This window comes from Pradoshia sp. D12 (assembly GCF_008935075.1).
Taxonomy (GTDB): domain Bacteria; phylum Bacillota; class Bacilli; order Bacillales; family Pradoshiaceae; genus Pradoshia.
Genome location: NZ_CP044545.1, coordinates 1501502 through 1527994 on the forward strand (window position 1 = coordinate 1501502; position 26493 = coordinate 1527994).

A 26493-nucleotide genomic window follows, 5' to 3' on the forward strand; every position below is an offset into this window, starting at 1 on the left:
AGGGATGTGAACGTAGCATGACTGGGAGATTTGAAAATAGAGTGGCCATTATTACCGGAGGAAGTAGAGGGATAGGTAAAGCAATTGCAGAAAATTTGGCCGTACAAGGTGCTAAGGTAGCGCTTTTTGATGTAAATGAAGAAGCACTGCAAGCGACTGCGGAACAATTTAAACAGAAAGAATTTGATTGTATGACTCGTGTTGCAGATGTTACTTCATCAGAGGAAGTGGAGAAAGCTGTAAAGGAAGTATATGAACACTATGGCGCTATTGATATTCTGGTTAATAATGCAGGAGTCATCCGAGATAACCTGATTTTTAAAATGACAGATACAGATTGGCAATTGGTAATTGATGTTCACTTGAAGGGCTCCTTTAATATGACTAGAGCAGCGCAAAAATATATGGTCCAGCAAAAGTATGGGCGCATTATTAATATCTCCTCCACCTCAGCGCTTGGGAACAGAGGGCAAGTGAATTATTCTGCAGCAAAGGCCGGTTTGCAGGGGTTTACTAAAACCTTGGCTATTGAACTGGGTGGGTTTGGTATTACGGCTAATTCAGTGGCACCTGGATTTATTGAAACAGATATGACAAAGGAGACAGCTGCTCGAGTCGGTATACCATTTGAACAGTTAATTGAAGCAAATGTTTCAATCATTCCTGTTGGACGCAGTGGTAAACCTGAAGATATTGCTAACGCTGTTTTATTTTTTGCTGATGAAAAGTCTTCGTTTGTAAACGGACAGGTTTTATATGTGGCAGGTGGACCTAAAAATTAATTGAGGTGAGATGAATGTTTGCTCAAGCAGTAGGCAAGAGATCAAATCGAGTGTTAAATAGAGTTGACAGAGAACGTGTTAAACAATTTGCCAAAGCAATTGGAGATGAGCATCCTATATATGTTGATCGGGAATATGGCAAGAAATCAAGATACGGTGAGAATATCGCTCCACCAACATATCCAAGAGTATTCAATTATGGAGAGTTAGAAGGTCTGGAGCTGCCATCTAAAGGACTAATCCATGGAGAGCAAATCTATCATTATGAGAGACCTTTATTAATAGATGAAGAAGTATATTGTTTTGCAAAAGTAAAAGATTATAAAGAGAGAACTGGAAGTAACGGAAAAATGGGCATTTTGCGGATTGAAAACAATGGTGAAGATAAAGAAGGAAACTCGATATTTACTTCTACCATTGTCATTATTATAAATGAAGTTGTGCAAAAGGAGTTGAAAGCATGACATGTTTGCTTGATATACAGACTGGTGATGAATTGGAAGAAGTAAAATTGGAACCTGTTTCTAAAGAAGCATTGGTTGAGTACGCTAATGCTTCTGGGGATCATAATCCTATCCATAAGGATGAGGAGCAAGCAAAAAGATTAGGACTTCCGGGTATTATAGCACATGGAATGTGGACAATGGGGAATCTGTCAAAACTGTTTACCCCTTATTATGAGGATGGATTTATAAAAGATTTTACAATTCGTTTTCGTGACATGGTCTTTTTGAACGATTCAATAAGATTAAAAGCAAAGCTTGAAACAAAATTAGAAAATGAGTTACATTTTATCGTTTCTGCTATTAATCAAAAAGAGCAGGAGGTACTGAAAGGTACCGTAGTGTATTATTTATACGAAACTAGTTAAATACAGGCAGCTTTTAAGCTGCCTGTATCCGGTAAATGATTAACGATAGAAGAGGCCTAATGAGATATCTAACAGACGCTGTTTTTCATCCTCTGTTAAGGTTCTGCCATATAGCACAATCTCATTCTCATGCATGAATTTATGCAAGTCATAGGATCCTTGTAACTGTGTTAATTCAGGTATTTTTCGTTCATTAGAGTTACCCAGTAAATAATCGACAGATACATCAAAATAATGGGCAAGTTCCAATATTCCGTCAATACTTGGTTCGCGTGTTTCCCGTTCGTAAGATCCCATGGTTGATTGTGCGACCCCTATAATAGCTCCTAGTTCTTCCTGTGACAAACGCTTCTCTTTACGCAACTCTTTTAACCTGCTTCCAAAAGAGGATTTCATGGTTGCTCCCACCTTTTACGAAACGTATTGTATATATATATTATAGGACAAAAGTTACAAATGAGCGAGTAATAAGGTGTAAAATGTCTCTTTATAGTACATTTTATATGTCTTTTTATCGTGCATAATTAGAAATCACCCAAATTGTGCCTATGATCTCTTTTATCCTTCTTGTTGTCTAAACAATGCCGTAATCCATATTTAAGTATTGCCAATCAGTATGGCTCAACCATTAATTTCGTAAACTTTTCCTGTTGTAACGTTAACTCCATACCATCCCCAGGTTGCGGTATGCTGGCTTTCTCCCTCATCAACTACTACTTCATATACATGTATAGATAAATCCTCAGTGCCTGATATCTTCCCTTGGACTTCGAAATGAACGTTTGATTCATTGGTATAATTAATATGATCCTTTACGAGATTAATAGCCTGATCCTGAGCGGATTCGAGATCAGAAGTGCCCTGTTGTTTTTCGTTTTCTTCATCAGACGAGAGTTTGGTTGTTTCATCTTCAACCGTATTCGTTGTATCAGCAGTGTTTATTTTATCTTCTGTGGAGTTTATATTTGAATCAACATCATCGGTAATAGGTGATTCCTCTTCGGCGTATTTTTCGATTTCTTTGTGTAAATTTATGATTTCCCTTTCCAACTGTTTATTGTTTTCTTTAGCAAGATTAATTTCTTTATTTAATTGTTCCAGCTCAGCGGAAGCTTTAGAATGCTGATAGTAATATTGAATGATTAATCCGAGGCTAAACAAACCTGCTAAAACAAATAATAGTACTATTTTTCTTGTGTTTAATTTTCTCATATGAATCTCCCTCTTGTTATTTTAATATAATTTTATAAATAAATAGGCTAGATGTGTAGTCTAAAATGCGAATATTCCGTTTTATCTTGAGTTGCTAAAGTGTGTTGATAAAATTGATTTAATAAATGCATAAGTGGTTGATATGATTACGAAGAATAGTTTTATAAGAATAGGGAATAGGTACATAAGAAATGATTGATAGGGAGTGACATTATGAGATTAAAGGATAAGAAGATTCTAAGTTTTGTACATCATGAATTTGAGGACCTCGAATTGTGGTATCCAATTCATCGACTGCGTGAAGAAGGAGCAATAGTTCATTTGGCGGGTGAACAGGCAAAAGTCAAGTATATTGGCAAGTATGGCGTACCCGCAGAAAGTGAGTATAGCTTTGCAGAAGTAAATCCAAATGATTATGACGCAGTTTTAGTTCCTGGAGGCTGGGCTCCTGATAAACTTCGCAGATTTCCAGAAGTATTAGAGTTTATCCAAAAAATGGATGAACAGCAAAAACCAATCGGACAAATTTGCCATGCAGGCTGGGTATTGATATCAGCTGATATTTTAAAGGGAGTAAAGGTGACAAGTACACCTGGAATACGAGATGATATGGTCAATGCAGGAGCTTCCTGGTATGATGAAGCGGTTATCGTAGACGGACATATTGTTTCAAGTCGACGCCCGCCTGATTTACCGGATTACATGCGTGAATTTATCAAAGTACTAGAGAAATAATAAAGAAGCCAGTGTTTACATTTAAACACTGGCTTCTTTATATTGTCTGTGGATCCTAAGACTTAAGATGGAATAGCTACTCTTAATTGTCGAATCACATTATTAATATATTTTCTGTTTTTGTAAATGAAAAGTTTTAATTGATCACCTGAAAGCTGTAATTCATCTATGTCGCTATAAAACTCTCCCTTACCATGCGCTGTCCATTTTCCTTCTTTATCATAAAACATTAAGGTCCAGTGGCCACCTCTAATATGGTCTTCAAAGATAAAGTAATACTTCTTACCAACTTCATCATAAGAAGAGATAGATTTAAAATCAGCCAGGAATTGATCGATATCTTTTTTATACACAATGACCTTCATACAAGTTCCCTCCTAATTTATTATTCTACTCTTAACATGAGTTTTTTATAAGAAACATGTGTGTATGGTGTCCTATAAGATTTAATTATATAATTTTATCTGAATTTTCACCATAGCTAGATTTTCGATATTGTTAACTAAAATTTAATATGGAGAAAGTTTCTTTTAAATGACCAAAACTGTAATATTTTTTATTTATAATTATTATAAATAAAAAGGGTTCCTGGAGAGCGAATGGGATGGAATATATACACTTATAAAAATTTTTTTAGTGATAAAAAATATTGATATTTTAAAGGTTTATAAGTGTTTTTAAAGGGGGAGAGTGTGGGCGCTATTCTTGTTGTAGGTATGTTGATTGTACCGGCCGCAACTGGCTATCTTTTAACAGAGCGCCTGAGTGTCATGATTATGATCAGTTTAATAGTTGGGGCTCTAAGCTCCGTTTTCGGTTATTACACAGCCGTTGTTTTAGATGTCTCTATTGCCGGTTGTATGGTTGCAGTGTCTGGCTTGATTTTTGGAATCGTGTTTTTGTTCTCACCTACCCATGGAATCGTGTTTAAAAATTTCCAACATAGAAAATTAAGAAATTCTTTTATTTAAAATGTTCAAAGGTAAATGAAGCGATTGTCTAATAAGCTGAACAGAAGCAGTTTATTGAGCAATCCTTGTTTTGTTTATGTTCTTTATTCATCTAGCGGTTTAAAGTATGGTAACATGCTAAGGGAAGATTTTAGGTAAAAAGGATAAAAGGAGTTTTTATGAAAGTTTTTAAGTTCATCAGTTCTTCATTTGTAATTGTAATAGCTTATTTTTGTCGTTAAAGAGAGCATTTGGCTTTATCCGTACTTGCATATGTCGATAGGATTCATGTTTATGGTGACGTGTATTGAACAAATACGTTTAAAACATAAGGGATTAGCTATAGTAAACGGTGTGCTATCGTTTTTCTTTTTCAGTTTAGCTCTTATTAGGCTATTCTACGCTGAATTGTAGAATATTTTATGACCATGCTTCATTTTTCTGGCGTGAATGACGAAATAATGTATAAGAGATGATGGTCATTTAGCTGTCAATGAAGAAGCAGGTGTAAAGAATGAAATGTCGCTATTGTCAGAATGAAATAAATACCCGAAGTAAGTACTGTTTGCATTGTGGTAAATTGAAGAATGGACCAAAAAGAAAGAGATCAAAAGTTGTCTTGGTTTCTTTTAGTATCATCGCTATTCTTTCAGCAAGCATCTATTTATTAGCTGCAAATCAAACGAATAATCATAAGCAGGTCGAATATGGAAGCATAAAAGAAATAAAATTGGTACATAAAGAGAATGGAAAAACGAATCAAGCAGAGGAAATTAAAACAACGCCTAAACCGGCAACTGAAATAAAAGTAGATACAAAAAAAGAGGTTTCTGAGATTATAACTGAATCACTTGCAAAAGTTTTTACTATTTTCACTGAGGATAATCAAGGTACTGGATTTATCATTAATGATCATGGAGATATCCTTACAAATGCTCATGTAGTAGAGGGCTCTGTTGATATAACAGCAATCGATTATACAAGTCAATCCTATGCAGGAAAAGTCATTGGATATTCGAATATCCATGATGTCGCAATTATCAGGATACCTGAATTGGCGAATCAGCAATCCTTGGGGCTAGCTACCCGGGAATATGCTTCGATAGGTGAGGAAGTAATAGCATTGGGGAGTCCGCTCGCAAAAACTAATACAGCAACTTTGGGAACAATTGCAGCCATTAACCGAAGTTTTTATATTGGGGAGCGTATATATGAAAATATTTACCAAATGACTGCTCGGATATCTCCTGGAAGCAGTGGCGGTCCATTAGTATCTGTAAAATCAGGCAAAGTAATTGGAATCAATTCAGCGAGATCGATTGAGGATGAATCAATTGGGTTTAGCATTCCCCTGAAGGATGTTTATTCGTTTATCAGTGGTTGGGTTTCAAATCCGTTATCGGAGAGTGATATACCAGGCTTGTTTTATACGGAGACCGGTGATTTTCATTTTGAGGAAGAAGATGAAGAAATTGACGAAGGATATTTTGAAGGTGGAGAAACAACTGATGAGCCAGGGGTTTATTACGAAATTCCTGAAGACTGGTATGAGGTAGATGGGGAATATAATAATCAATCTGAGGCTGAAAAAGAGGATGTTATTGAAGGAAATCTTTTAGACAATAAACAAGAGGAACAATTAATAGTAGAACCCAGTGACGAAAAACCAGTAAGTATTTCTGTAAAAGAACAAAAGGAGAACGAAGAATAATCAACTTCTGTAAGGTTATCCATTATGGAATTTTCGCTGAAGTAATTTTGGGGTCTAATTATAATAGACAGAGGGAAAAAATGTACATATTTGCCGAAGGATAGGAATCGTCTGATCTAAATTGAAAACCTTATAGGTCAATAGTGTTAGAGTGATTTGGATAATCACTCTAATTTTTTGTTAAGTATCATTTAAAAATATGAGGCTACTATAATTTTAATATCGTCGATAAACACATAGGTATGAATAAGAACAAAATAGATAAGTAAAGGCAAAATAAAACACCAGCTGGTTCGCCCTTTTTTTATTAGTAAGCGTTTCATCTCCTTTTCATCGAGATGTGGATGTTTACGTCTTATCTGTTCAACATGTTTTTTTGTACCGGCTAAATATAAAAGATTACCGCTTCTGCCTATATAAAGGTGCATTAATGCGGCAAAAACTAACCAATAAAACAGGTGATTACGGAATAGAAGAGATACCAAAATATCAATCAGGATGAAAATACCGACAATCAGATATCTTTTTCGATATGCAAGCCAGAACATCCCGAAGACTAAACCGAAAAAATTCCAACTTTTAATTCTATGATTCTCATTTAAAAATGAATGATAGTGATCGCCGATATATACCTTTATATTTTGTTTTTCCTGCTGAGAATCTTCTAATTTAACCATAAAAATACCTCATTTTTATTTACACGATTGAATGATGGTTGATCAATGACTGCTACTAAATTTTATTATTAAGCTATTATATTTTGCCATTGCCATTGCACTCAGGACATTTCTTTATGGCAGGATATAATCTGGTTGCCCTTTTAAAGGCTTCGTCATAGGAAAAATGGCTTACTTCAATAAGGCGAACTAACTCACGATCTAGATTTTCATATTGCTCATGTTGTTCATCAACTATATTCCCATCAAAGCATTCTTTGCAAATTGCCATCTTATTACTCTCCTTTATTATTTATCTATATAGAATTTTAACCAATTTTTGTTGATTAGGCAAAGAATTGGAAACCTCACTGCACAATTAAGAATTCGAAAGTTTAGTATTAGACTATTTGGCAAGATGTGAAGGATTGAAAGGTTTATTTGTTGAAAATAACGGTATGTAACTAATAAAGATATTAATAAGGAGGAGACTTGATGAAGTTAGGTTTAATTGGTCTTGGCAAGATGGGGATGAATTTGGCTAAAAATTTAATAGACCACCAAATTATTGTGCATGCTTATGATGTAAATTCAGCTTCGGTTGAGAGCCTTCAAAAATATGGTGCCATTGGCAGTCCTAATATGAAAGAAATAGTGGATAAACTGGAGCAACCCAGAGTCATATGGCTGATGGTACCACATACTGTGGTTGATAATGTTATAGAAGAGCTTTTTCCACTGTTAAGTCCTGGAGATATTTTAATAGATGGGGGAAATTCAAATTATAAGGAATCGATGAGACGAAGCAGGGTATTAAAAGAAGCTGGAATCTATTTTATGGATGTCGGTACTTCCGGGGGAATGGAAGGAGCAAGAAATGGGGCATGTTATATGATTGGTGGCGATCAAAACGCATGGAAAGTGATTGAACCATTATTTGCAGCCACTTCCGTACCAAATGGGTACTTATATGCAGGTGATTCGGGGAGCGGACATTATTTAAAAATGGTTCATAACGGAATTGAGTATGGGATGATGGCAGCTATTGGTGAGGGATTTGAAATCCTCGAAAAAAGTGAATTTAATTTTGATTATGAACAAGTAGCAAGAGTCTGGAATAATGGATCGGTTGTGCGCTCCTGGTTAATGCAATTAACGGAGCAAGCTTTTGCTAAAGATGCCCGTTTGGAAGGAATTAAGGGAGTTATGCATTCGTCTGGTGAAGGAAAATGGGCACTAGAAACTGCTTTAGACCTTCAAGCCTCGACACCAGTAATGGCATTGGCCCTATTAATGCGTTTTCGCTCACAGGAAAATGACACATTTAACGGTAAGGTTGTAGCTGCTTTAAGAAATGAGTTTGGCGGCCATAAAGTCGAAAAAAATGAATAAATACAAGTAGTACATGATTAATAGATTAATGAACAAGCATACCTGTTAATGGAGGTATGCTCTTTGTATAGGGGATTTGTTACTAATTTGATCAACTCTTTGCGACCAAAGAACGAGTGAATCAAATACTTTTAACAAAGATATAAAGTTTATCACGGAAAAATATTTATGGAAGTGTGAAAAAGCCAGCTTCATTAGGAAACGGACAACGGATTATTCAACTAAGTCCCCGACTGCGGAATGGGAGATTATTATCAATTAAAGGCTTTCCATCCTTTATCGCCCATGACAGTCAATTCGGAAGCTGGAAAGCTATCATGAAAATATAGGACTCCTGTCTCATTATCACGAATAATTTTAGATAATCCCCTGTATAAACATCCTCAAAATGTTTATTTTCCACTATGACATACTCTTTTTTGGTTTGTTGAAGTAGCTAACTTCATATATAATGGCACCACAAAATAGTAATTTTATTCTTCTTATAAATCAAAATCTATTAGAAAACAGCATTTTATAGAAGCGACCCACAAAGTTAATTAGTAAATCATAATACTTAAAGAAATGATAAATAATGATTTGGAGATGTAGAATAAGTATATTCGAGTAGCTATTTAAATTCCTATATAGGAATTACTTTACAGGAAGTGGTTCATTGAATGGACATAGATGATTTATTGAAGTAACCGATGATTCTCAATTCATAATTCATAAGAAATAAATATGTGATTTTTCAAGATTTAATAAGCCAATAAAAATACGAGAAACAGCTTTTAATAAACAAAATTAGATTAAAAAAGATTGGCTTATTGTTTTGTCAGTAGCATCACAAAGTTCTATCTTTATCATTATAAATGGAAGATGAGCGGAACCTGACTTTAAAGAGGTCATGCTATTTAAATCCCCGATACCCTTAAGAAGTCATGAGGATGAATAGATCATAAATAAAATTAATTGATTGTAATTGTTCTTGATATATTTATAGTGTTGTACGTAGGTTTAGACAGGGTGAGTAAGAATGTATTTCAGTTGTTTTTAAGGAGAGTTAGTAGATTGAAAAAGAAAAATATATATAAAACACCTTCGAGAACTGGATGTAAACTCGAAGGTGTCGTTTAAAGCGAAATGTGTTAGTTTAAAATTTGAATGTTAACTTGTTTACGTCCCCAATTAAGAGCAGCATCTTGTGTAGGGATGAAAACATCTATTTTGTTCCCTTTAATAGCACCACCGGTATCAGCAGCAGTAGCATATCCATAACCTTCAACATAAACTTTTGAACCTAATGGAATTACACTAGGGTCAACTGCGATTACTTTAGCATTTGGATTCGCATTTAAATCGACTCCGGTAGCAGTGACGCCAGAACAACCGTTACAACTAGCTGTATAAGCTGTGGCTGAAACAGAGAGAGTTTTTCCTGCTTTTTGCCCAGTAGACTTTGCAGTAGTAGTTGTTGTCTCTGTTTTTGTTTCAGTTTTAGTAGTTGTTGATGTAGTTGTTGTTTTTTGTTGAACAGCTTCAGTATTATTTTTTGCCGGTTGGCCTACACCAGACAAATTAAGGACTTGACCTGGTTGAATAATTTCTGAATTTAAGCTATTCCAACTTTTTAGCTGATTAATAGAGATTTTATTTTTAACAGCTATCTTCCAAAGACTATCACCTTTTTTAACGGTATAAGTTTTTGGTTGGTCTTCCTTTACGATCAATTTAGTATTCTCAATAATGATATCGGAATCTAAATTATTGAGTTCTTTAATATGATCAACAGAAGTGTCGTATTTATTTGAGATACCCCATAGTGTATCACCTTTTTTGATTGTGATTTCTTGGGCAGATGCTTGGGGTCCGCCCATAGCAACGGCGATGGAAGCTACCGCTACGAATGATAACAAAGTTTTCTTCATGTAGTTTGAACCTCCTAAAATTGTTTGTTTTGAGCTAACAGTGACAATCTTATCAGGTTTACGAGAAAGAAGTAATAACGAGGAGATGATAAATTCATTACTGATATAACGGGAATATGTCAAATACATATCTAATAATTTGAATATTCAGAAAACTATAGGTAAAAAAACTTAATAAAACCATGGTATTAATATATTTTTCTAGTAAATTTAGATAGAGGAGTTTTTGTCATAATTGTCACAAAAATATCCATTATTTTGAATTAATGGTAAAAAAAGAGATTAAAAAAACTGAGAAAAAATATTAAACTTATGAAAAACAATGCTTAAAATTGGAAGAAAAGGGTAATGAATGGGTGTGATTGCTATAAAGTAAAAAATGAAAATATCAAAAATTATAGTTCGTAGTTATAAGAATAGATGTAAATTTAGTTTTTAAGAGAATGGATGTTGATAACTAATTAGTAATTAAAAGAAACTTTAGTAAATTCATTTTCCTGTATGTAAGGAAGCATATTAGCTGGTCGATTTTCATTCTTTTGTTGTAATAAAATAATCTATTCCTATTATACCCTAAAATATGACATAGTTCTAAGGTTTTTTTAAATAAATTAGGTTAACGGACTTAATTCGTCAAAAAGATAATTAATCAGTTCTTGAAAGAATCAATATAATAGAAGAAACACGATAACAATTTGTTAGAAATCTGCTAATGAAACGCTAAATTACCGTATGTCGAGCTTATAAAGATGAGGAGATTGTTTTTAGTCAGATATCGGAACGAAAGAGAGTAACTGATGCCATATCTGGATAGTATGTAATAAAGAATTGACTGGATACATAAGAACTTAAATAATGCCTTATATGCTTGGAGGATTGAAAAGTTTTATTACTTGAGTTCCAGCCCTTTTAGAAAGATGAGGTGAATTATTTGATTCCTGATAGAAATATGAAAAATGAAACATTTAGCTGGTTAAAGTCCATTCTGATCATTGTTGCTGTCATTATGTTAATCAGGACTTTCCTATTTACTCCGTATAAAGTGGAAGGAGTATCGATGGAACCTACTCTCCGCAATCAAGAGAGAATACTGGTCAGTAAATCATTAGTAGAAAAGAAATATAATAGAGGAGATATTGTCATCATTAAGGGTGATAACAGTGAAATGTTCATTAAGAGAATAATTGGTGTAGCAGGGGATAAGATTGAAGTAAAAAATAATATCCTTTATATTAATGATGTTCAGAAAAAGGAAAGATATCTGGATAAAAATCGACAAGAAACCCATGAAGAAGGCGAAAAATCAAATGGAGATTTCGAAGCGATTCTTATTCCTGAAAATGAATATTTTGTTATGGGTGATAATCGTCTTGTAAGTATGGATAGTCGCAATGGATTAGGGTTAATTAAACAGGATCAGGTTATAGGACAAGGTAAATATGTCTTTTATCCATTTACCGATTTAAGAAAACTGGACTGAGGAGTCTTCTTAAATCAATGAAAAATAATTCTATTTCAAGTACATATTAATAGTTTATAAAAAGTGAATTTCTTAATATTAGTAAAGTATGTGGTGTATTGTCATTTTTTGTTATAAAATAAAGTTAATATATGGAGGCGGAGGTAGTCTGCGTGGTGTATATATTAACTTTATTCATTGTTATGATTGCTTTTTTATTGTTTATTAAATATAAACGGGATGAGAGAAATACAATTATACTCAGGATGAATGAAACGTATCCAAATGCGAATGAATATGTAGTTGCCATTAAATATGAGTTGGAGAACAAGGGAAATATGTTGCCTACTCTGGCAATGGACATTTTATCGTTGATGGAATGAATTACAAGATAAAGGAACGAAAAAAAATCATAACAGACGGTATATCGATGCAGCTTACTATACTTAAGTGTCTAAAGTCCTCCTGATAAAGAAGAAAACATCCAACCAAGATTGGATGTTTTTTTGATTGAATTGAATTTCTTATCTTTAGAGGTTTCGTACTATGGAATGGTAATTTAGTTGATTTTTAGCTTCATTTAAATAGTTATTCTAATTGGTTACAAAGTAGGAAGGGAATTGTCAATCACAGCCCGAAATAAATGGATATACCACAATTTAGGAGGGTTGAATATGTTAAAAAGACATGAAGTACTCTTTAAGCAATTGGCTGATTATCGGCATGAATTGTTAGTGGCGGTGGATTCGATGAATGAGGATGAGGTGAATATTGTACCTGAGGGATTTCGAAATAATATACGATGGAACCTGGGACATGTATACCTGGATCAATATTTGTGGATTCAACATTTGACAAAGGAACCAATCATCCTGCCTAATCATTTTAATGAATGGTTTGGTTATGGTACGAGCCCGGAAGATTGGAGGGGAGAGGTTCCTAAACTTGATTATTTAAAAAGACTGCTTGCTGTACAGCCTTTTATGATTCGAGATTTATATGGAGAAAGACTGGAAGAAGAATATTCTGTAACGGAATCTGGAATGTTTACAGTGGAACAAGTCCTCGTTAGAACTATTTTTCATGAAGGAATACATTTGGGGAATATTCTTGCATTGAAAAAGCTTGTTACATCTCAAGAGGTATTAAGTTAAAATAATTTAATCCTTATAGGAAGACAAGTAAAAAAAGCTGAATGAATCCCTATTTTATATGCATGATAGAATAAAAAAACATTCAACTCCATTTATTTGTTTTCCTCTTTAATTAGTAGCCATATATCCCTTGTGCTAAATCAATTAAATTATATAACTCTAAATAATAATTATTTGTAATGATTTTCTTGGAAAAATATGAAGAAGTGCACTTAAAGTGCATATGGAATCCATAAAGTGATCAGAAACTGTAATATATAATATATCTAAAAGCCTCGCAATTCCCAATGGATATGTTTTTTAAGAAACGGAAATGTTTTAATGGTACTGTTAAATGGCTGACCTCCTTAAATATCATTACTTCGAATATCCAAATACCATAATGAAGATTTTTGTAATTTTTTATAAACTCCATCAGTCCATCCTGTACTTTGTTCCTTTTCGAAATCTCCATGATTCAAAATCCAACGAGCTATTTTTAGTAGTTCCTCATCTTTAAGCTCTTTCTGAATAGCTGTTAATTTGTCCAACCAAGGCTTTTTTGGTGAACTGCCAACAGCATTATCTAACCAAATTATACAATCTCTTTTAATTTCGAATGTCCTGTAACTATTAGTTTTGAGATCATTAAAAATGAAGCTTATAATTTGATAGCACCCCTGATTATTATTTACTTTGTAATGAACAAGGTAATGTATGATATCCGTATTATCTGGTTTTATAAATCCTATAATTTTCTTGAAATCCTTGATAGTATGATGGAATCCTCTTATCTCATTTAGGTCCAGTAGGTATTTAAGAGCTTTATTGCGCATAAAAAAATCAGCAGAATGAAAGAATTTACTTAGTTTTTCTATTTTCCAAATATAATCAAACCTATTAAAGAAAATGCTTCATCTATATACTCTTTAATCTTCTATGTAGTACGATCTATAACGGATGAAAAAACATTGCCCCACATAGAGTCGTAAATCTTAAGAAGCCGACCTAAAATATATTTTAAAGAACTACTATCTAAAGAATCTGATGCTTCCTGCAGAGTATTATAAATCGAAAAAAAACCCTCCGTTTGTTTGCTCCCTATTTCTTTCTTTGTATTGATTTCGATCAACGATTCCACCCAATTATCTATCAATTTTGCTTCTTCTTTTTGTAGTTTAAGACTGGCGGCAAAAGTAGCAGCTTGAAGAATTTCTGTTTCTCTGTATCTTTCTAACTCGTTCAAAAACATAGATTCACCTTCTATTCGTGGATTATTAAATTGAAGTACAGAGCTTTGTGGCTAAAAAAAGGGTGTGCGTGTGCGGTTCTTTTTTATTTATTTTCCAACCCCCCTAAGAGAATTGCTGCTATTGCAACCATACTGAAATGATAGATTTTCCTATAAAAAGTAAAACCTTTTTATATAGAAGAATATTGATTTCTAAATCAGTTCACTCCATTTTTATATTGAAATTGTACTACTTATTTTACAAACAGATTACATAGAAGACATCATCCTTACAATAACGTTATAATCTGATGAATTCATACATTTCTGGCAAAGACTTTTGATATAGTACAAGAGTAACAAAAAGTAGTAAAAAAGTTGCTAATGAAAAGGAGTTTATATGATTAAATTACAACCTAAACTATTTGGGAAAATTGCTATCAGTTTACTATTCATTTTTGCGTTAATCGCAAGTACGACTATACCGGGACAAAAAGCTGATGCAGCAAGTAGCAGTTTAGCTGGATTTAAGTATTCAAAAAAAGTTCCTTTGCCTAAAGCTCAACAACAATATCTCTATAAAATGACTAAACAAAGAGGATTGGATTATAAAGAAACGCTGGCAGTGATGCTGCATGAAAGCAATATGAAAGTAAAAGCAAAAGGTGGAAGTAATTACGGATATTTCCAAATTAATAAAATTAACCATAAAAATTTAGCTAAAATTACAAAGACAAAGAACAAACCCTATGATCCATACGTAAATATGAATTGGGGAACATACATGTTATCCGATTTACAAAAGAAATATAAGAAAAAAGGTTATAAGGGTACTGCTTTAAAAGAAGCTACCTTGAGTGCTTATAACAAAGGTGAAGGTGGATTTAAGAAGTATGGAAAAGCCAAAGCCTACATAAAAAAGCATAACCAATGTCTAGCGAAAGTTAAAAAATGGTTCTAATTAACACTAATTAACAACAGCGTTCGTTTATCGGACGCTGTTGTTATTTGATTAATGAAAGTGCATAAATATCTATAATTATAAGGAACAGTACTATAATGATTAAGGTTTATCGGAAGAATTTTATTTAAACAGCAATTAAAAAGAAGTATCTAGAATCTCGTGTACCAGTAGCTTAGGTCTTCTTTATAGAAACTTTACCTTCTTGATTTCTCTCATTATCCAATTCGACCTGAATCTCAAATGTTCCTTCTTCAAAAAACAATGGAAATCTTCTTCTTATAGATTCTTGCATAGGGAGATTAGAAGCTTCATCTATATGAACCCATACAGGTTTACCCTCGGTTGAGTTTTGCAACAATGTGCCGCTAAAACTAGTAGCTAAATAGTTAAAAATAATATGTCTGTCATGTTTTTCGGGATTGACATACTCATAAAGCCCTTTGTAGACAAGATTACTTACATTTAACCCTGTCTCTTCTTTCACTTCTCTAATAGCGGAATCCGTAAAACTTTCTGGAAACTCTACTTTTCCTCCTGGTGGTATAAATCCCTTGAAATGATCGTGTTGTCTATTTAATAACAGGACATAATCTCCATTCTGAACCAAACAAACAGTCCAAAATTTGTAATGAATAGATTGCTCCAGTTCCACCTAATTCACCTCGATCATCAGTCTTTAATAACTATCGGTATTAAATTTAATTTTACCTTAAAATTCCATAATATCACCAAACTAAATTAGATAAACCAGATTGATCAAAAGATAAAAAAGAATGGAGAAGAAATGAGGGATGTCGGGGATTGAACAAAGTGTTTGGTGGTTTAATCGATCCTTTCCTATCTATATAGACATAAAAAATGGCCGATTTCTAAAAATCGACCATTCTTTTTTTAAATAGCGGTCTGTTCGTATTTAAAAGATGGAACCGTTATAAATTGGTTTTATTTAATTTGAAATTCATTTCTGGATAATAAGCGTTTTTAACCAATACATTTGGACCTAGGCATTTTACTGTCGGGCAATGGCAATTTAATGAATCGGCCAGGCTTGATTTCATCCAATTATTATAGGCGACAGGCAATGACTGCTCCTTAATATTGCCAAGTGGCGGAGTATCTCCAAAGTCAGTTACGATTACATCACCACTAAAGATATTTACATTTAAACGAGATCGTCCGTCAGGGTCGTTCCGAACAGTCACGTTTTTACTTGAATATAATCTTTGCAGTAATTCGAGATCTTCACTGTTTTGGCTGCATGGGTAAAAAGGCAGTGTACCAAACAGCATCCAAATGTTTTCATTACGAATATCCAGAAGATGGTGAATGGCTTTTCTTGTTTCATCCAATGAAAGTGTTTCTAAAGTAGATGCAAAAGAACTAGGGTACATAGGATGCACCTCATGCCTTTGGCAGCCCATTTCTTCAACAATTTGTTTGTGAATATGTTCTAAATGGGGGAGCGTTCTTTTATTGAGCATGGTTTCAGCAGATACGAGTACTCCCGCTTTCGTTAATGCCTGGGAATTGGTAATAATTCTATTAAATAAGACTTCTCGCTGTTCACGAGTTGGTTTTCTTTCCATCATAGCAAAACCGCCATCTATAAAATCATCGATGGTTCCCCAGTTATGTGAAATATGTAAAACATCCAAATAAGGAATAATTGTTTCATATCTCTCTAACGGAAGTGTTAAATTAGAATTTATTTGTGTTCGCACCCCACGTGAGTGTGCATATTTTAATAGAGGCTGAACATAATTTTCAACACTCTTTTTTGAGAGCATAGGTTCACCGCCGGTTATACTGATGGAACGTAAAGCAGGGATTTCTTCCAGACGGTGTAAGATTAGTTCCAAAGGCAGAGCATCAGGATCTTTCGGTTGCAGGGTATATCCAACAGCACAATGCTCACAACGCATATTACATAGAGTTGTGGTTGTAAATTCTATATTAGAAAGGGTTAGCTTTCCATATTGTTCTATATCCATATAGGTTTCCCATGGGTCATAATCCGGGCTTAAAGGCGTTGCTTTTTGTGTGCTTTTCGTGATCATCCTATTACTCCTCATAAAAATTCATATCCCATATTATGGTCATTAATTTAGAAGTATGTCAACATTCTTATAATTGAGATTCTATAAAATTATTAAAATTGAAATGGAGAGAAGACTCGGATAATAGATAAAGGGCATAAGAATATCCTATTAGCTTCAGTGAAAATAAATGATTGGGTTAAGAATGGGTAGGATATGAGGATTTAATCCCCACTTACAGAAATATTTGGTAAAAAGCGGAAAATATATAACGAATATGCTAATTTTATTTTGATGGTAGGCGTTTAATTTATACTTCGAGAGCTAAGGGAAATTTTATAAGTGATAATTCAAGATGGATTAAGAAATTAGTATCTACAATGTAACGGTAAAGTTTAACGCACTGGGGGAGCAAACATTAGGATAATCATAAGAAATTTACTATCGGTTATTATTGTTTCTGTATTAACATCCTTATTTCTTACAGGTACTTCATATATCTTAGGAGAACAAAGTGATAATGTAATTAAATTTTTTTAATTCTTGGCATTTCCATATTCATTCCTGTTTGTTTTTCTTTATGGATTTATAGCATCAATCATTGGAGAAATATTCGCTGGTCTAGTACAGCATAAAAAAGCACGACTTCTAATAAAAATTACAGTATATGGAATGTTTCTTTCGGGATTTTTATTTGTAGCAATGGAGACTAAATTTTTTGCTTATCTTGGGATTGTTGCAGCGATTTTGTATGTAGTAATAGATGAATATCTTAGAAAAAGAACAAACCTAGCTTTTACAGATTCACACTATAATAAAGGATCTGTTGGGAATGACCATATCGATTAATAGAAAAAGGATTTATTGAAATAGCAGAAGCAAAGGTAAGCTTATATGTAAAAATTGTTTTCTGCATTCGAATAGAACTACACCCATTCGAACGAGCGACCCAAATGAGGACATCTCTACTGATTCTTGCAGTGTGTTTTTTAATAAATCAATCGCTTCTTCTGTTTGTTCTATAGACATTAGATGTAACTATAGCATAAAAAACCTCCATTACAGTAATCTCCTTATATAAGCCTATTGTACCAATTTTTGGAGAGAATAGTTATTATTGTAAACATTATAATAAGCATTTAAAATGTGTAAAGTATTTAAAATGTTTACTATAGTAATAGAGAAAGAGAAGGGAGATTTAGAGAATGCAACAAGTTACATCTATAGAAGAATTTGATAATCAAATAAAAAGCGATAAACTAACAGTAAATATATTTACGACTACTTGGTGTCCAGATTGTAAACGACTTGATTTATTTATTGACGAAATTATTACGGAGCATCAAGATAAACAATGGTTTACAATTGATAAAGATGAATTACCCGAATTGGCAGAAAAAGAAAATGTTATGGGAATTCCGTCCTTATTAGTTTATAAAAATGGAGAAAAAATAGCTCATTTACATAGCGCTAATGCTAAAACGCCTGATCAAGTCAGAGATTTTTTAAGCAATTTCTAAAAAAGAGGTTAACCAATCATCTCTATTGCTGAGAAAAATTATCCAGGTATAAAGTAGATTAAATAAAGAGCATAACAGATTAGAATATCATATCTGTTATGCTCTTTATTATTGGCTTTATTCGTATATATTATTGCTTTTGCACCTATTTTACATAGTTTGCTTTATAAGAGAAGTAGATATGTATAGTACGTCTCAAACTAGGTTGGTCTAATATGGATGCTTCTCATTAAATGGGAATGGATTCTATAGCCAGTGAGAACGTTCTGATTAAACTTTTTGAATATAATCACTCAGTAGCGAGTGGAGAGGGATTCGATCCGCTAAGCTGTTCGCTCCCTAGAGAAGGACCTTAGCAAGCAAATGAAAAATATCTATCACTATATTATGTAAATAAACGAGAATATAAGGAGTAACTGAAGAAAATAAACGGAACGAAATCTTTAAATATTGCATTTTTAATACTGATAATATCTGTCCTATCAGCTTGTGTTTCAAATCCCGATTTCGAGTTATACGAAGGAAATGCCTTACGGATAGCTGTTGTTGGAGAAAAACCGGAAGTGAAAGAAGAACAAGTGGAATTTACAGAAATTTCATTTGGAGAAATGACAAACAAAGAAATGAACTCTTATGATGCTGTCATTATTTCGGAAAATAACCTTTTGAAGCTGCTGAAAGTCAATATGCAGATGTTTACTTAAATTCTGCTATCCCTTACTTTTTTATGAGAACAAATCATTATGCCTCTTTTACTGAAAAAGATTTGGAATACGATAAAATAATGAATTGGACTTCAGGTAATAGTTATGCTGTTGGAATTTTTACAACACAAGATGATGATACATTAAAAAAGTGGGGATATGGTTTATATAATGATGAAAAAAATGATGAACATATAAAAGATGTATATTCCAGGATTTTCAAGACAATAGATGAACTAAATTCAAATGAATAATCCTAATAATATATTGGGGCGTTAGATCAATAATGGAGACAGCTATAGTCGGCTGTCTCCATTATTGATTTATTAGCAACAAATGTCTGGACAGAGCCCTGTTATTTAAGCTGAATTACAGTAGTATAATATTTGAAGTAATTTAGTCTAATTTATGGATTTCCTGATAATTGGATAATTCATAACAAGAATATCGACTTAATCATTGCGAAATAGTGAATTATAGGGTTAGATTATTAGTCTTATCCTCTCTATTAACAAAGTTTTAGTTTTCGCTCATTTTACCTCTATCTTTTCAGAAAAATTATTGTACAATATATAGGCATTGATTGATATTAAATGTGAAGTGAGTTGACGAAAGTGGCAGTAGACAAAAATAAGATTATTATTGATGCCAGTCTTCTGGCCGGGCGTATTATGCTGGAAAACGGAGCGGAAACGAGCCGGGTAGAGGATACAATGGAAAGAATGATTAGTACTTCACTAGGAATAAAGCACGGAACAAATGCATTTACATATGTGACAGTTAATGGAATTTTTGTGAATATAGGCTTGGACAATACGAATTTCGTTAGAATCGATAATCGGGATCATAATCTTGAAAAGGTAACGAAGGTCAATCAAATATCAAGAATGTATTCAGAAGGCCGTCTGACAATTGAGGAAGTTCTTTCGGAACTGAAAGCAGTGGATCAGGACCCGCTTGACTACCCCTTATGGTTCAGACTTATTTGTACAGCTGTATTGAGCGGAAGCGTTATGCTGATTATGAATGGCACATTTGTGGATTTACCGGCTAGTATGATTGGTGGCCTTTTGTGTTATATAACCTATTTAATTGGCTTTAAAATAATGAAAACACCATTCATAGTGGAATACATAGCTGCTTTTTTGGGTGGGATTGTTGCCTATTATATTAACAGTATAATGGGAAGTCATTTAAATTCCGTCATGATAGGGACGGTTGCACCGCTTGTACCTGGAATTGCGATGACCAATGCTATTCGCGATATGATGGCAAAGCATTATCTCTCAGGAACAATCCGGTTAGTGGAGGCTGTCTTCATTGCGGGTGCGATTGGTACGGGTATTGCTACCGTCTATTATTTATTTATCAATTAGGAGGCGGAAATAGTGAATCAGATCCTTATTCATATGGTTTTTAGCTTTCTATCATCGATATCCTTCGCAGTTATTTGTAATGTTCCGCGCAAGTCTATACCAATAGGAGGACTTGTAGGGATGTGCGGTTGGATGGGATACTGGATTTTAAGCACGGAAGGGTACGGCGTATTTCTATCCAGTATAGTGTGTTCGTTGTTATTAGCCTTTGCCGGACAAATCTCTGCACGAATTTTTAAGATGCCGCTGACTGTCTTTTATGTACCGGGACTGGTGCCAATCGTTCCGGGAATAACAGCTTTTCAGGCATTTCGTTTATTAACACTACAGGACTATGATGGTGCGCTAATCGGATTTTTAAATGTTGGTTACTGTGCAGTTGGAATTGCAATTGGACTGGTTGTATCAGATATCCTATTTAAGAGCAGTTTATATATGATTAAAAATTTCAAGATAGTTCGTTAAGGCAGTATGATAATAATCATACTGTTTTTTAGTGGAGTTAATTAGGAGAGAAAATTATCTAGTGGAATAGGTTCCTTTAAATGAATATATGATAAAAATGGAAGAAATGTTGCTAGATTAGAAATTCATGAACCGAGCTAAATAAACAATAAAGGACGTTCCAGAAAAAGGGTTGGTTCTTTATTGTTTATTTTTTTGCTGGTTATGATAAAATTAAATTGGAATATTTTCCAATATTGCTATGCTAAATGATTTTTATTGGAGCCAAATAAGGCTTAATGATATCCATCAGGCATTCAATAAATAAAGGATCGTCATTGGCAGCTTCTATATAATGATATTTTTCACCGCCGTTTTCCATAAAAATAGTATGATTCTCAACCTGAAGTTCTTCCAGTGTTTCCAGGCAATCTACTGTAAAACTGGGAGCGAGAATGTGAATATGTTTAGAACCGCTTTTGGCAAGATGACGTAACGTTTCACTGGTTGAAGGTTCAAGCCAAGGTTCCTTACCAAATTTAGATTGATAGCATGTAATGATAGTGTGATCTGGCAATTCTTTTTTTAGAGCTTGAGTGGTTTTTAAGCATTGGTATGGATAATCGTCACCATCAGATACATATCTTTTAGGTATGCCATGATAGGACAGGACTACCGCATCAGGGTGGCCATGTTCTTTTGTGCATAGTTCAATACGCGTTTTTAATAATTTAATCCATATTGGATGATCAGGGTAGTCACGTATAAATATTACTTCCGGGATATCTCTCCATTTAGATAATGTTTGGTTCAAATGATCCCATACAGATCCTGTAGTAGTGGAGGAATATTGCGGAAATAAAGGCACGACAATTAATCGGCGCATTCCCCATCTATGCAGCTTTTCTAATTCATCCTTTATAGATGGTTTACCATAATTCATAGCAAGTGAGACTTTAATATTAGAATGTGCGAATTGTTTCTCTAATTCTTGTTTTTGTTTAATAGAGATGGTTAATAAAGGTGATCCTTCATTCGTCCATATAGATTGGTAGAGCTTTGCGGTTTTCGGCGGCCGTGTTCTCAGAATAATTCCGTGCAGGACAGGCATCCATTTCCACCTAGGTAAATCAATTACTCTACTGTCACTTAGAAATTCTTTTAAATACGAACGTACAGAGGACGTGGTTGGTTGATCAGGTGTACCCAAGTTAACTAAAAGAATAGCTGTCTTTTCCATATCCATTCTCCTGCCGTATAATAATATTGTTATTATTATTTTAATATATATATAATTTATATTACAAAAACTTTTTGTACAAAAACGTACTATTTGACTCAATTGTTACAGTCCCAGATAAAAGGAGTGTGTATATTGCTTGTTCTAAATCAAAAAATACTCGCAAAGACCATTCGGATGATGGAACGTAAGATGGTACAGGCCTCCTTCCTGAAACCTAGTATAAAACCTAACGTTGAAAGGGAGGAGCGGTTGATTGAAACAAATTTAGGAAATACTCGCGTCATTACATATCGGCCAAACCGTAATACAGAGGGACCATTACCCGTTTTTGTGAATATGCATGGCGGTGGATTTGTGATGGGAAGTGCTGAATTGGATGATGCGTGGTGTCCTGTGATAGCGGACCGAGCCAGTTGTTTAGTAGTGAATATTGATTATCATCTGGCACCAGAATACAAATTTCCTGCTGCAATATATGAATGCTATGATATTCTGAAATGGCTTTATGAGAACCCCAATGTCCTTCAGGTAGACAATAAGCGAATAGCAGTTGGGGGACATAGTGCAGGTGGGAATTTAGCAGCTGCTCTTTGTTTGCTGAACAAGGAGAGAGAGCAGATTCCTTTAGTGAAGCAAATCCTTAATTATCCACCGCTGGACCTTGCTACTGATCCGGACCTGAAATTCAAGCATAAAAAAGCCATACCACCCAGACTGGCAAAACTGTTTAATGAATCCTATTTAAAATCAATGAAAGATGCGGAAAACCCATTGGTCTCTCCTGTATATGCTGAGGATTTGGAAGACTTGCCGCCTGCTTTAATCATCACTGCTGAATTTGACTCTCTTGCAGATGAAGCCGACTACTATGCAAGCCAGCTTGAAGAAGCTGGGGTGACAGTCAAGAAGAAGAGGTACATGGAAGCTGCACATGCATTTACTCATACAGGTGAATTGAAACAGGCTGAAGAGGCATGGCACTTAATTAGTGATGAATTAAAAGAGGCCTTTTCCTAGATTAATGCTGGGCTTACGCTGTCCTGATGATTTTTGATAAATCTATATAAATAAATAAATCGAAAAACAATGGCGGTTCAATTCATTTAGAGTTGGACTGCTTCTTTTTATAAGCGCATATCCTTAAACATATTTATTAAAAAAGTTCATAATAATGTTATTAAATGGATATATATACATGAATGATGGATTTTATTAATAATAAGGCTGTTTTGTATAGTTTGTGCCCTGTATAAATGGGTATAATTGATTTAAGGATAATATTGGAAATTATCTCTATTGGTTCCATTGGCTTGAATCAGGAAAAGATTTAGGATTTAATAAACGCGTGGAACAAATGTTTATTTCAAAAAAATCTAATTATAAAACAGTTGGAATGTTGAGAAATGCATAAAAAGACCTTGATATGTGTGATCACCTTAAAGAGATATCTAAATATTTTTCATATCTTTGCTTTTCAATGTTCAGTTCATATATTCTAATAAAATCTACTGTAAAATTAGGGTACGGTTTCAACTCTCTATCTGCTATTTTTTCCATTTCTATTAGTTCTTTTTTAGAGAGCCCAGTAGAAATATTTCCACCGTATTTTTCTTTCCCCAGAGTTAAGTGAGGTACAAAGGCATCAAGTTCAAAATACTGTTTTATTAAGTCTTCTGACGGTGAAATCTCATTAATGATTTTTTGATGCAATTTGTGTAAGTTAGTTGAGTTAACACTCAAATATAAAACGCTATCTCCAAAATAGTTGGGCTTATCTAATGATACTTGAAAAGGTTTGAAGGTATCGCATACGGTTTGTACCTTATCAATCCATTGTTTATCTGGAGTTAGTCCTCCTTGTGCTTTCAATGTTATGTGTGGTTCTACACCCGATTGTTTAATCCATTTACTTTGAAAATACTCAATACGTTCCAAATATTCTTCAGGTGGAACAATCCCTATAAAATACTCCAAATTCATTCTTCTTTACACCCTTATTTTCAGTTTTAATTATTTTAACAGAAAATTCCGAAGATGCAAATGGAATTATTACGTGAAAAACAACAGCCATAAAAAAGATGCTATTCATATACTTTTAATGAGACAAAGAAACTTTAACTGTCTCGAAGTTTAAGACTTTAATATAAAATTTGTATTCAATTATATCTTCAATAGTCCTTATGAGGATTAGCTTCTAAAATGTTATATACCGATAATCAACCAGTCTATTCATATACTTTACAGATGTCAAAAATAATAAAAGATGGGAGAGGGTTATTGTGCCTGGCTGTAGTAACGATTTTTATATAGCAATTGGCGGTAATATTGTTGCTCAGATAGAATTTGTGGCAGATGAGCAAGAGGTATCTGAACAAGGGAGTATCATCATTAATCATACATTAGTTGCAAATAGCTACAGGGGGAAAGGTTTGGGCAAGGCATTAGTAAACCGTGTAGTATTGCATGCAAGAAATGAAAATAAATATATTAAGCCCGTTTGTCCATTTGCAAAAATGATGCTTGAAAATAAAAAAGAATATCAGGATGTTTTAATGTAATCCAATAATCTAAAATGTACACACCTATTTCACTTCCTTATTTGCAAAAGTAAGGATTTTTGTTTTTAAAATATGGATATACAAAATCTGTTTGGGCCGAGGTACTTCTTGTTTTGCTGACATTAAAGAGGCTTTCACCCCTTTATGTTAATGATTTGTTATTTCGAATACAGATTTTTACGAAAAGCAGAAATAGTAGATATTCCGTCTTCCAAAAAGTATGATAAAAGTATAGAAATAACAAAATATGGCGATGCATGGAGTGGGAGTGTGAATAGGTAATGAAAGTAATAGGATTATCAGGTTCCATAATTGGTGAAAAAACACCTAAATCAGTGGAAGAGGTATTGGCAGCTGTAAACAAAATAGATAATCAATTAGATACAGAATTAATAGATCTTAGAAATTATAATGTGGAATTTGTAAGAGGCATTCCTTTTTCATCCTATAATCAGGATACCCGAACGGTAGTCAATAAACTAAACGATGCGGATATTATAATAATTGGTACACCCATTTATCAGGCGTCGATACCGGGTGTTCTAAAAAATCTATTTGATCATTTAGCTCCGGATTGTTTTAAAGGAAAAGTGGTAGGAATTGTTACGAATGGAGGATCTGAAAAACACTTTTTAGTAACTGAGTACCAATTAAAACCGATATTATCTTATTTCAAAGCGATAATACCATTTAATAATGTATTTTTACATACAAGCTGCTTTGGACCTGGCAATAAAATTGTAAATGAAGAGGAGAATAATAGGATCCAAGCATTGGCTCAGGAAGTTATTGATTTAAAGGAGATTCACTAAAATTTTATCAGATCCTCTAACTAAATGTGAATGAGAAAAATGGTATCTGCATTCCTAGCATTTCAATAGAATATAGAGCATTCAAGATAAAGATAGGAGTAGACGACTTACTAAGACATAAAAAAGTAAGAGATTTTCTTCCTACAGAGAATTGGATGAAGAGATTGAATTGATTTTTAAACTGCTCAATCTCTTTTTCATTCAATTTATATGAAAGGGTTAATTGTGTTTATTAAAATCAGATGAATAGTTTGAAATATCGCTTATTAATGATTTATCTTCATTGATATCCAATGTACGAAGTTTCATAATTAAATGTACGCGTCGTTTATAAAAATCTTTGTGTGATATGGACCGGTTATCATAGTACATTTGATAATTTTTTCTCAATTCATTTAATAATTCATTATATTTTTTTTGAGCGCACACTATATCACCTTCTTTCCTCATGATGTTATATTTAAATAATATCACAAAAGATTCTGTTAATTCACCGTTAAAATTTTTCCACATTCAAAATATTATGTAAATTATAACCCTTAAGACTAATGGTTAGTATCAAGTTCCTGTTAAAGGTAGAATCCTATTTAGAATTAGACCGAGATTGTTTATAGTAAAAATTGTATCACGACGAATTTCCTTTCGTAGGTTCCAACCTTCGCATAGAATGACATTCAAAAAAGCTTCAGGTAATGATAAATGGTCTAAAATAGACCATGATATCAAAGAGAAAAACTTACTGCCTTTTAAAGAGAGGCGAGGCTGGGACAAGTATTTCAGTTAATGATAAACCC

Annotated in this window: 34 protein-coding genes; 21 read left to right on the forward strand and 13 right to left on the reverse strand. The window is 33.6% G+C overall.

Going from position 1 to position 26493, the window contains the following annotated elements; genetic code table 11:
- Positions 1 to 17: 17 nt before the first annotated feature.
- The 3 genes from F7984_RS07370 to F7984_RS07380 are packed head-to-tail and all read left to right on the forward strand — an operon-like array spanning position 18 to position 1653.
- Positions 18 to 782, forward strand: a complete 765-nt coding sequence (locus F7984_RS07370) for a beta-ketoacyl-ACP reductase (RefSeq protein WP_140461296.1) — start codon at positions 18 to 20, stop codon at positions 780 to 782.
- A 14-nt stretch (positions 783 to 796) separates the two neighbouring features.
- Complete coding sequence (locus F7984_RS07375; protein WP_066100182.1) at positions 797 to 1246, forward strand: MaoC family dehydratase N-terminal domain-containing protein; 450 nt, start codon at positions 797 to 799, stop codon at positions 1244 to 1246.
- Positions 1243 to 1653 carry a MaoC/PaaZ C-terminal domain-containing protein gene (locus tag F7984_RS07380; RefSeq protein WP_066100179.1) on the forward strand — a complete coding sequence of 137 codons (411 nt, stop codon included), beginning with the start codon at positions 1243 to 1245 and terminating at the stop codon, positions 1651 to 1653. Before F7984_RS07375 ends, F7984_RS07380 begins: the two co-directional genes overlap by 4 nt.
- A gap of 39 nt (positions 1654 to 1692) precedes the next feature.
- Here the strand turns inward: F7984_RS07380 and F7984_RS07385 are convergent, their stop codons facing one another.
- Entirely contained in the window at positions 1693 to 2049 is a 357-nt protein-coding gene (locus F7984_RS07385) for a helix-turn-helix domain-containing protein (RefSeq protein ID WP_066100178.1), read from the reverse strand.
- A 225-nt stretch (positions 2050 to 2274) separates the two neighbouring features.
- Positions 2275 to 2865, reverse strand: coding sequence for an FtsB family cell division protein (locus F7984_RS07390; protein WP_066100175.1), 591 nt, complete (start codon positions 2863 to 2865; stop codon positions 2275 to 2277).
- 213 nt (positions 2866 to 3078) lie between these two features.
- Here F7984_RS07390 and F7984_RS07395 point away from each other — a divergent pair, with 213 nt between their 5' ends.
- A complete protein-coding gene (locus tag F7984_RS07395) occupies positions 3079 to 3600 on the forward strand; it encodes a type 1 glutamine amidotransferase domain-containing protein (RefSeq protein WP_140461297.1) in 522 nt (173 codons plus the stop codon).
- Between the two features lie 62 nt (positions 3601 to 3662).
- On the opposite strand, the gene F7984_RS07400 is transcribed toward F7984_RS07395, so the two are convergent.
- Positions 3663 to 3965: a hypothetical protein gene (locus F7984_RS07400; RefSeq protein ID WP_066100171.1), complete on the reverse strand. Its 303-nt coding sequence runs from the start codon at positions 3963 to 3965 to the stop codon at positions 3663 to 3665.
- 327 nt (positions 3966 to 4292) lie between these two features.
- On the opposite strand from F7984_RS07400, the gene F7984_RS07405 reads away from it, so the two are divergent.
- Together F7984_RS07405 and F7984_RS07410 are read left to right on the forward strand one after the other, a co-directional pair.
- A complete protein-coding gene (locus F7984_RS07405) occupies positions 4293 to 4571 on the forward strand; it encodes a metal ABC transporter permease (RefSeq protein WP_225983676.1) in 279 nt (92 codons plus the stop codon).
- A 559-nt stretch (positions 4572 to 5130) separates the two neighbouring features.
- Entirely contained in the window at positions 5131 to 6261 is a 1131-nt protein-coding gene (locus F7984_RS07410; protein WP_192796837.1) for a S1C family serine protease, read from the forward strand.
- A gap of 191 nt (positions 6262 to 6452) precedes the next feature.
- On the opposite strand, the gene F7984_RS07415 is transcribed toward F7984_RS07410, so the two are convergent.
- On the reverse strand, positions 6453 to 6938 hold the full coding sequence (locus F7984_RS07415) for a DUF2628 domain-containing protein (RefSeq protein WP_066100164.1): 486 nt from the start codon (positions 6936 to 6938) through the stop codon (positions 6453 to 6455).
- Positions 6939 to 7014: 76 nt separating this feature from the next.
- Positions 7015 to 7209: a hypothetical protein gene (locus F7984_RS07420; protein ID WP_140461299.1), complete on the reverse strand. Its 195-nt coding sequence runs from the start codon at positions 7207 to 7209 to the stop codon at positions 7015 to 7017.
- Positions 7210 to 7412: 203 nt separating this feature from the next.
- Here F7984_RS07420 and gnd point away from each other — a divergent pair, with 203 nt between their 5' ends.
- Both gnd and F7984_RS18945 read left to right on the forward strand, forming a co-directional pair.
- Positions 7413 to 8309: a phosphogluconate dehydrogenase (NAD(+)-dependent, decarboxylating) gene (gnd, locus tag F7984_RS07425; RefSeq protein WP_140461300.1), complete on the forward strand. Its 897-nt coding sequence runs from the start codon at positions 7413 to 7415 to the stop codon at positions 8307 to 8309.
- A gap of 176 nt (positions 8310 to 8485) precedes the next feature.
- Positions 8486 to 8638, forward strand: a complete 153-nt coding sequence (locus F7984_RS18945) for a hypothetical protein (protein ID WP_192796838.1) — start codon at positions 8486 to 8488, stop codon at positions 8636 to 8638.
- Positions 8639 to 9439: 801 nt separating this feature from the next.
- Here F7984_RS18945 and F7984_RS07430 read toward each other — a convergent pair.
- Entirely contained in the window at positions 9440 to 10219 is a 780-nt protein-coding gene (locus F7984_RS07430) for a 3D domain-containing protein (protein ID WP_066100154.1), read from the reverse strand.
- 949 nt (positions 10220 to 11168) lie between these two features.
- On the opposite strand from F7984_RS07430, the gene lepB reads away from it, so the two are divergent.
- From lepB to F7984_RS07445, 3 genes are all read left to right on the forward strand, one after another.
- A complete protein-coding gene (lepB, locus tag F7984_RS07435) occupies positions 11169 to 11699 on the forward strand; it encodes a signal peptidase I (protein WP_066102238.1) in 531 nt (176 codons plus the stop codon).
- Between the two features lie 152 nt (positions 11700 to 11851).
- Positions 11852 to 12061 carry a hypothetical protein gene (locus F7984_RS07440; protein ID WP_140461301.1) on the forward strand — a complete coding sequence of 70 codons (210 nt, stop codon included), beginning with the start codon at positions 11852 to 11854 and terminating at the stop codon, positions 12059 to 12061.
- Positions 12062 to 12352: 291 nt separating this feature from the next.
- Positions 12353 to 12832 (forward strand): DinB family protein, encoded by a 480-nt coding sequence (locus F7984_RS07445; protein ID WP_066100145.1) that lies wholly within the window; start codon positions 12353 to 12355, stop codon positions 12830 to 12832.
- Positions 12833 to 13179: 347 nt separating this feature from the next.
- Here F7984_RS07445 and F7984_RS07450 read toward each other — a convergent pair whose 3' ends face one another.
- A complete protein-coding gene (locus F7984_RS07450) occupies positions 13180 to 13647 on the reverse strand; it encodes a hypothetical protein (protein ID WP_139891193.1) in 468 nt (155 codons plus the stop codon).
- Positions 13648 to 13748: 101 nt separating this feature from the next.
- A complete protein-coding gene (locus F7984_RS07455; RefSeq protein WP_140461302.1) occupies positions 13749 to 14057 on the reverse strand; it encodes a hypothetical protein in 309 nt (102 codons plus the stop codon).
- A gap of 385 nt (positions 14058 to 14442) precedes the next feature.
- Here F7984_RS07455 and F7984_RS07460 point away from each other — a divergent pair, with 385 nt between their 5' ends.
- Positions 14443 to 15003 (forward strand): transglycosylase SLT domain-containing protein, encoded by a 561-nt coding sequence (locus F7984_RS07460; protein ID WP_066100133.1) that lies wholly within the window; start codon positions 14443 to 14445, stop codon positions 15001 to 15003.
- A 175-nt stretch (positions 15004 to 15178) separates the two neighbouring features.
- Here the strand turns inward: F7984_RS07460 and F7984_RS07465 are convergent, their stop codons facing one another.
- Both F7984_RS07465 and yfkAB read right to left on the reverse strand, forming a co-directional pair.
- A complete protein-coding gene (locus F7984_RS07465) occupies positions 15179 to 15652 on the reverse strand; it encodes an 8-oxo-dGTP diphosphatase (protein WP_180349930.1) in 474 nt (157 codons plus the stop codon).
- Between the two features lie 283 nt (positions 15653 to 15935).
- The gene (gene yfkAB / locus F7984_RS07470) at positions 15936 to 17063 is read right to left on the reverse strand and encodes a radical SAM/CxCxxxxC motif protein YfkAB (protein ID WP_140461303.1); all 1128 of its coding nucleotides are present in this window, start codon (positions 17061 to 17063) and stop codon (positions 15936 to 15938) included.
- 522 nt (positions 17064 to 17585) lie between these two features.
- On the opposite strand from yfkAB, the gene F7984_RS18950 reads away from it, so the two are divergent.
- Positions 17586 to 17891, forward strand: a complete 306-nt coding sequence (locus F7984_RS18950; protein ID WP_192796839.1) for a hypothetical protein — start codon at positions 17586 to 17588, stop codon at positions 17889 to 17891.
- A 12-nt stretch (positions 17892 to 17903) separates the two neighbouring features.
- On the opposite strand, the gene F7984_RS18955 is transcribed toward F7984_RS18950, so the two are convergent.
- Complete coding sequence (locus tag F7984_RS18955; RefSeq protein ID WP_192796840.1) at positions 17904 to 18071, reverse strand: hypothetical protein; 168 nt, start codon at positions 18069 to 18071, stop codon at positions 17904 to 17906.
- Between the two features lie 176 nt (positions 18072 to 18247).
- On the opposite strand from F7984_RS18955, the gene F7984_RS07475 reads away from it, so the two are divergent.
- From F7984_RS07475 to F7984_RS07490, 5 genes are all read left to right on the forward strand, one after another.
- The gene (locus tag F7984_RS07475) at positions 18248 to 18562 is read left to right on the forward strand and encodes a thioredoxin family protein (RefSeq protein ID WP_066100123.1); all 315 of its coding nucleotides are present in this window, start codon (positions 18248 to 18250) and stop codon (positions 18560 to 18562) included.
- Between the two features lie 563 nt (positions 18563 to 19125).
- On the forward strand, positions 19126 to 19266 hold the full coding sequence (locus F7984_RS19325) for a hypothetical protein (protein WP_225983677.1): 141 nt from the start codon (positions 19126 to 19128) through the stop codon (positions 19264 to 19266).
- Positions 19267 to 19346: 80 nt separating this feature from the next.
- Positions 19347 to 19520, forward strand: coding sequence for a hypothetical protein (locus F7984_RS19330; RefSeq protein WP_225983678.1), 174 nt, complete (start codon positions 19347 to 19349; stop codon positions 19518 to 19520).
- 360 nt (positions 19521 to 19880) lie between these two features.
- Entirely contained in the window at positions 19881 to 20642 is a 762-nt protein-coding gene (locus tag F7984_RS07485) for a threonine/serine exporter family protein (RefSeq protein ID WP_225983679.1), read from the forward strand.
- A gap of 12 nt (positions 20643 to 20654) precedes the next feature.
- Positions 20655 to 21107, forward strand: a complete 453-nt coding sequence (locus F7984_RS07490; RefSeq protein WP_077247931.1) for a threonine/serine exporter family protein — start codon at positions 20655 to 20657, stop codon at positions 21105 to 21107.
- A 244-nt stretch (positions 21108 to 21351) separates the two neighbouring features.
- On the opposite strand, the gene hemH is transcribed toward F7984_RS07490, so the two are convergent.
- Positions 21352 to 22326: a ferrochelatase gene (gene hemH / locus F7984_RS07495; protein WP_217491065.1), complete on the reverse strand. Its 975-nt coding sequence runs from the start codon at positions 22324 to 22326 to the stop codon at positions 21352 to 21354.
- Between the two features lie 126 nt (positions 22327 to 22452).
- Here hemH and F7984_RS07500 point away from each other — a divergent pair, with 126 nt between their 5' ends.
- A complete protein-coding gene (locus F7984_RS07500) occupies positions 22453 to 23346 on the forward strand; it encodes an alpha/beta hydrolase (RefSeq protein WP_373925461.1) in 894 nt (297 codons plus the stop codon).
- Between the two features lie 414 nt (positions 23347 to 23760).
- On the opposite strand, the gene F7984_RS07505 is transcribed toward F7984_RS07500, so the two are convergent.
- A complete protein-coding gene (locus F7984_RS07505; protein ID WP_140461304.1) occupies positions 23761 to 24309 on the reverse strand; it encodes a 2'-5' RNA ligase family protein in 549 nt (182 codons plus the stop codon).
- Positions 24310 to 24608: 299 nt separating this feature from the next.
- On the opposite strand from F7984_RS07505, the gene F7984_RS07510 reads away from it, so the two are divergent.
- Positions 24609 to 24887 carry a GNAT family N-acetyltransferase gene (locus F7984_RS07510; RefSeq protein WP_225983681.1) on the forward strand — a complete coding sequence of 93 codons (279 nt, stop codon included), beginning with the start codon at positions 24609 to 24611 and terminating at the stop codon, positions 24885 to 24887.
- Positions 24888 to 25168: 281 nt separating this feature from the next.
- Positions 25169 to 25699 (forward strand): NADPH-dependent FMN reductase, encoded by a 531-nt coding sequence (locus tag F7984_RS07515; protein WP_066100107.1) that lies wholly within the window; start codon positions 25169 to 25171, stop codon positions 25697 to 25699.
- The last annotated feature ends 794 nt before the right edge of the window (positions 25700 to 26493 follow it).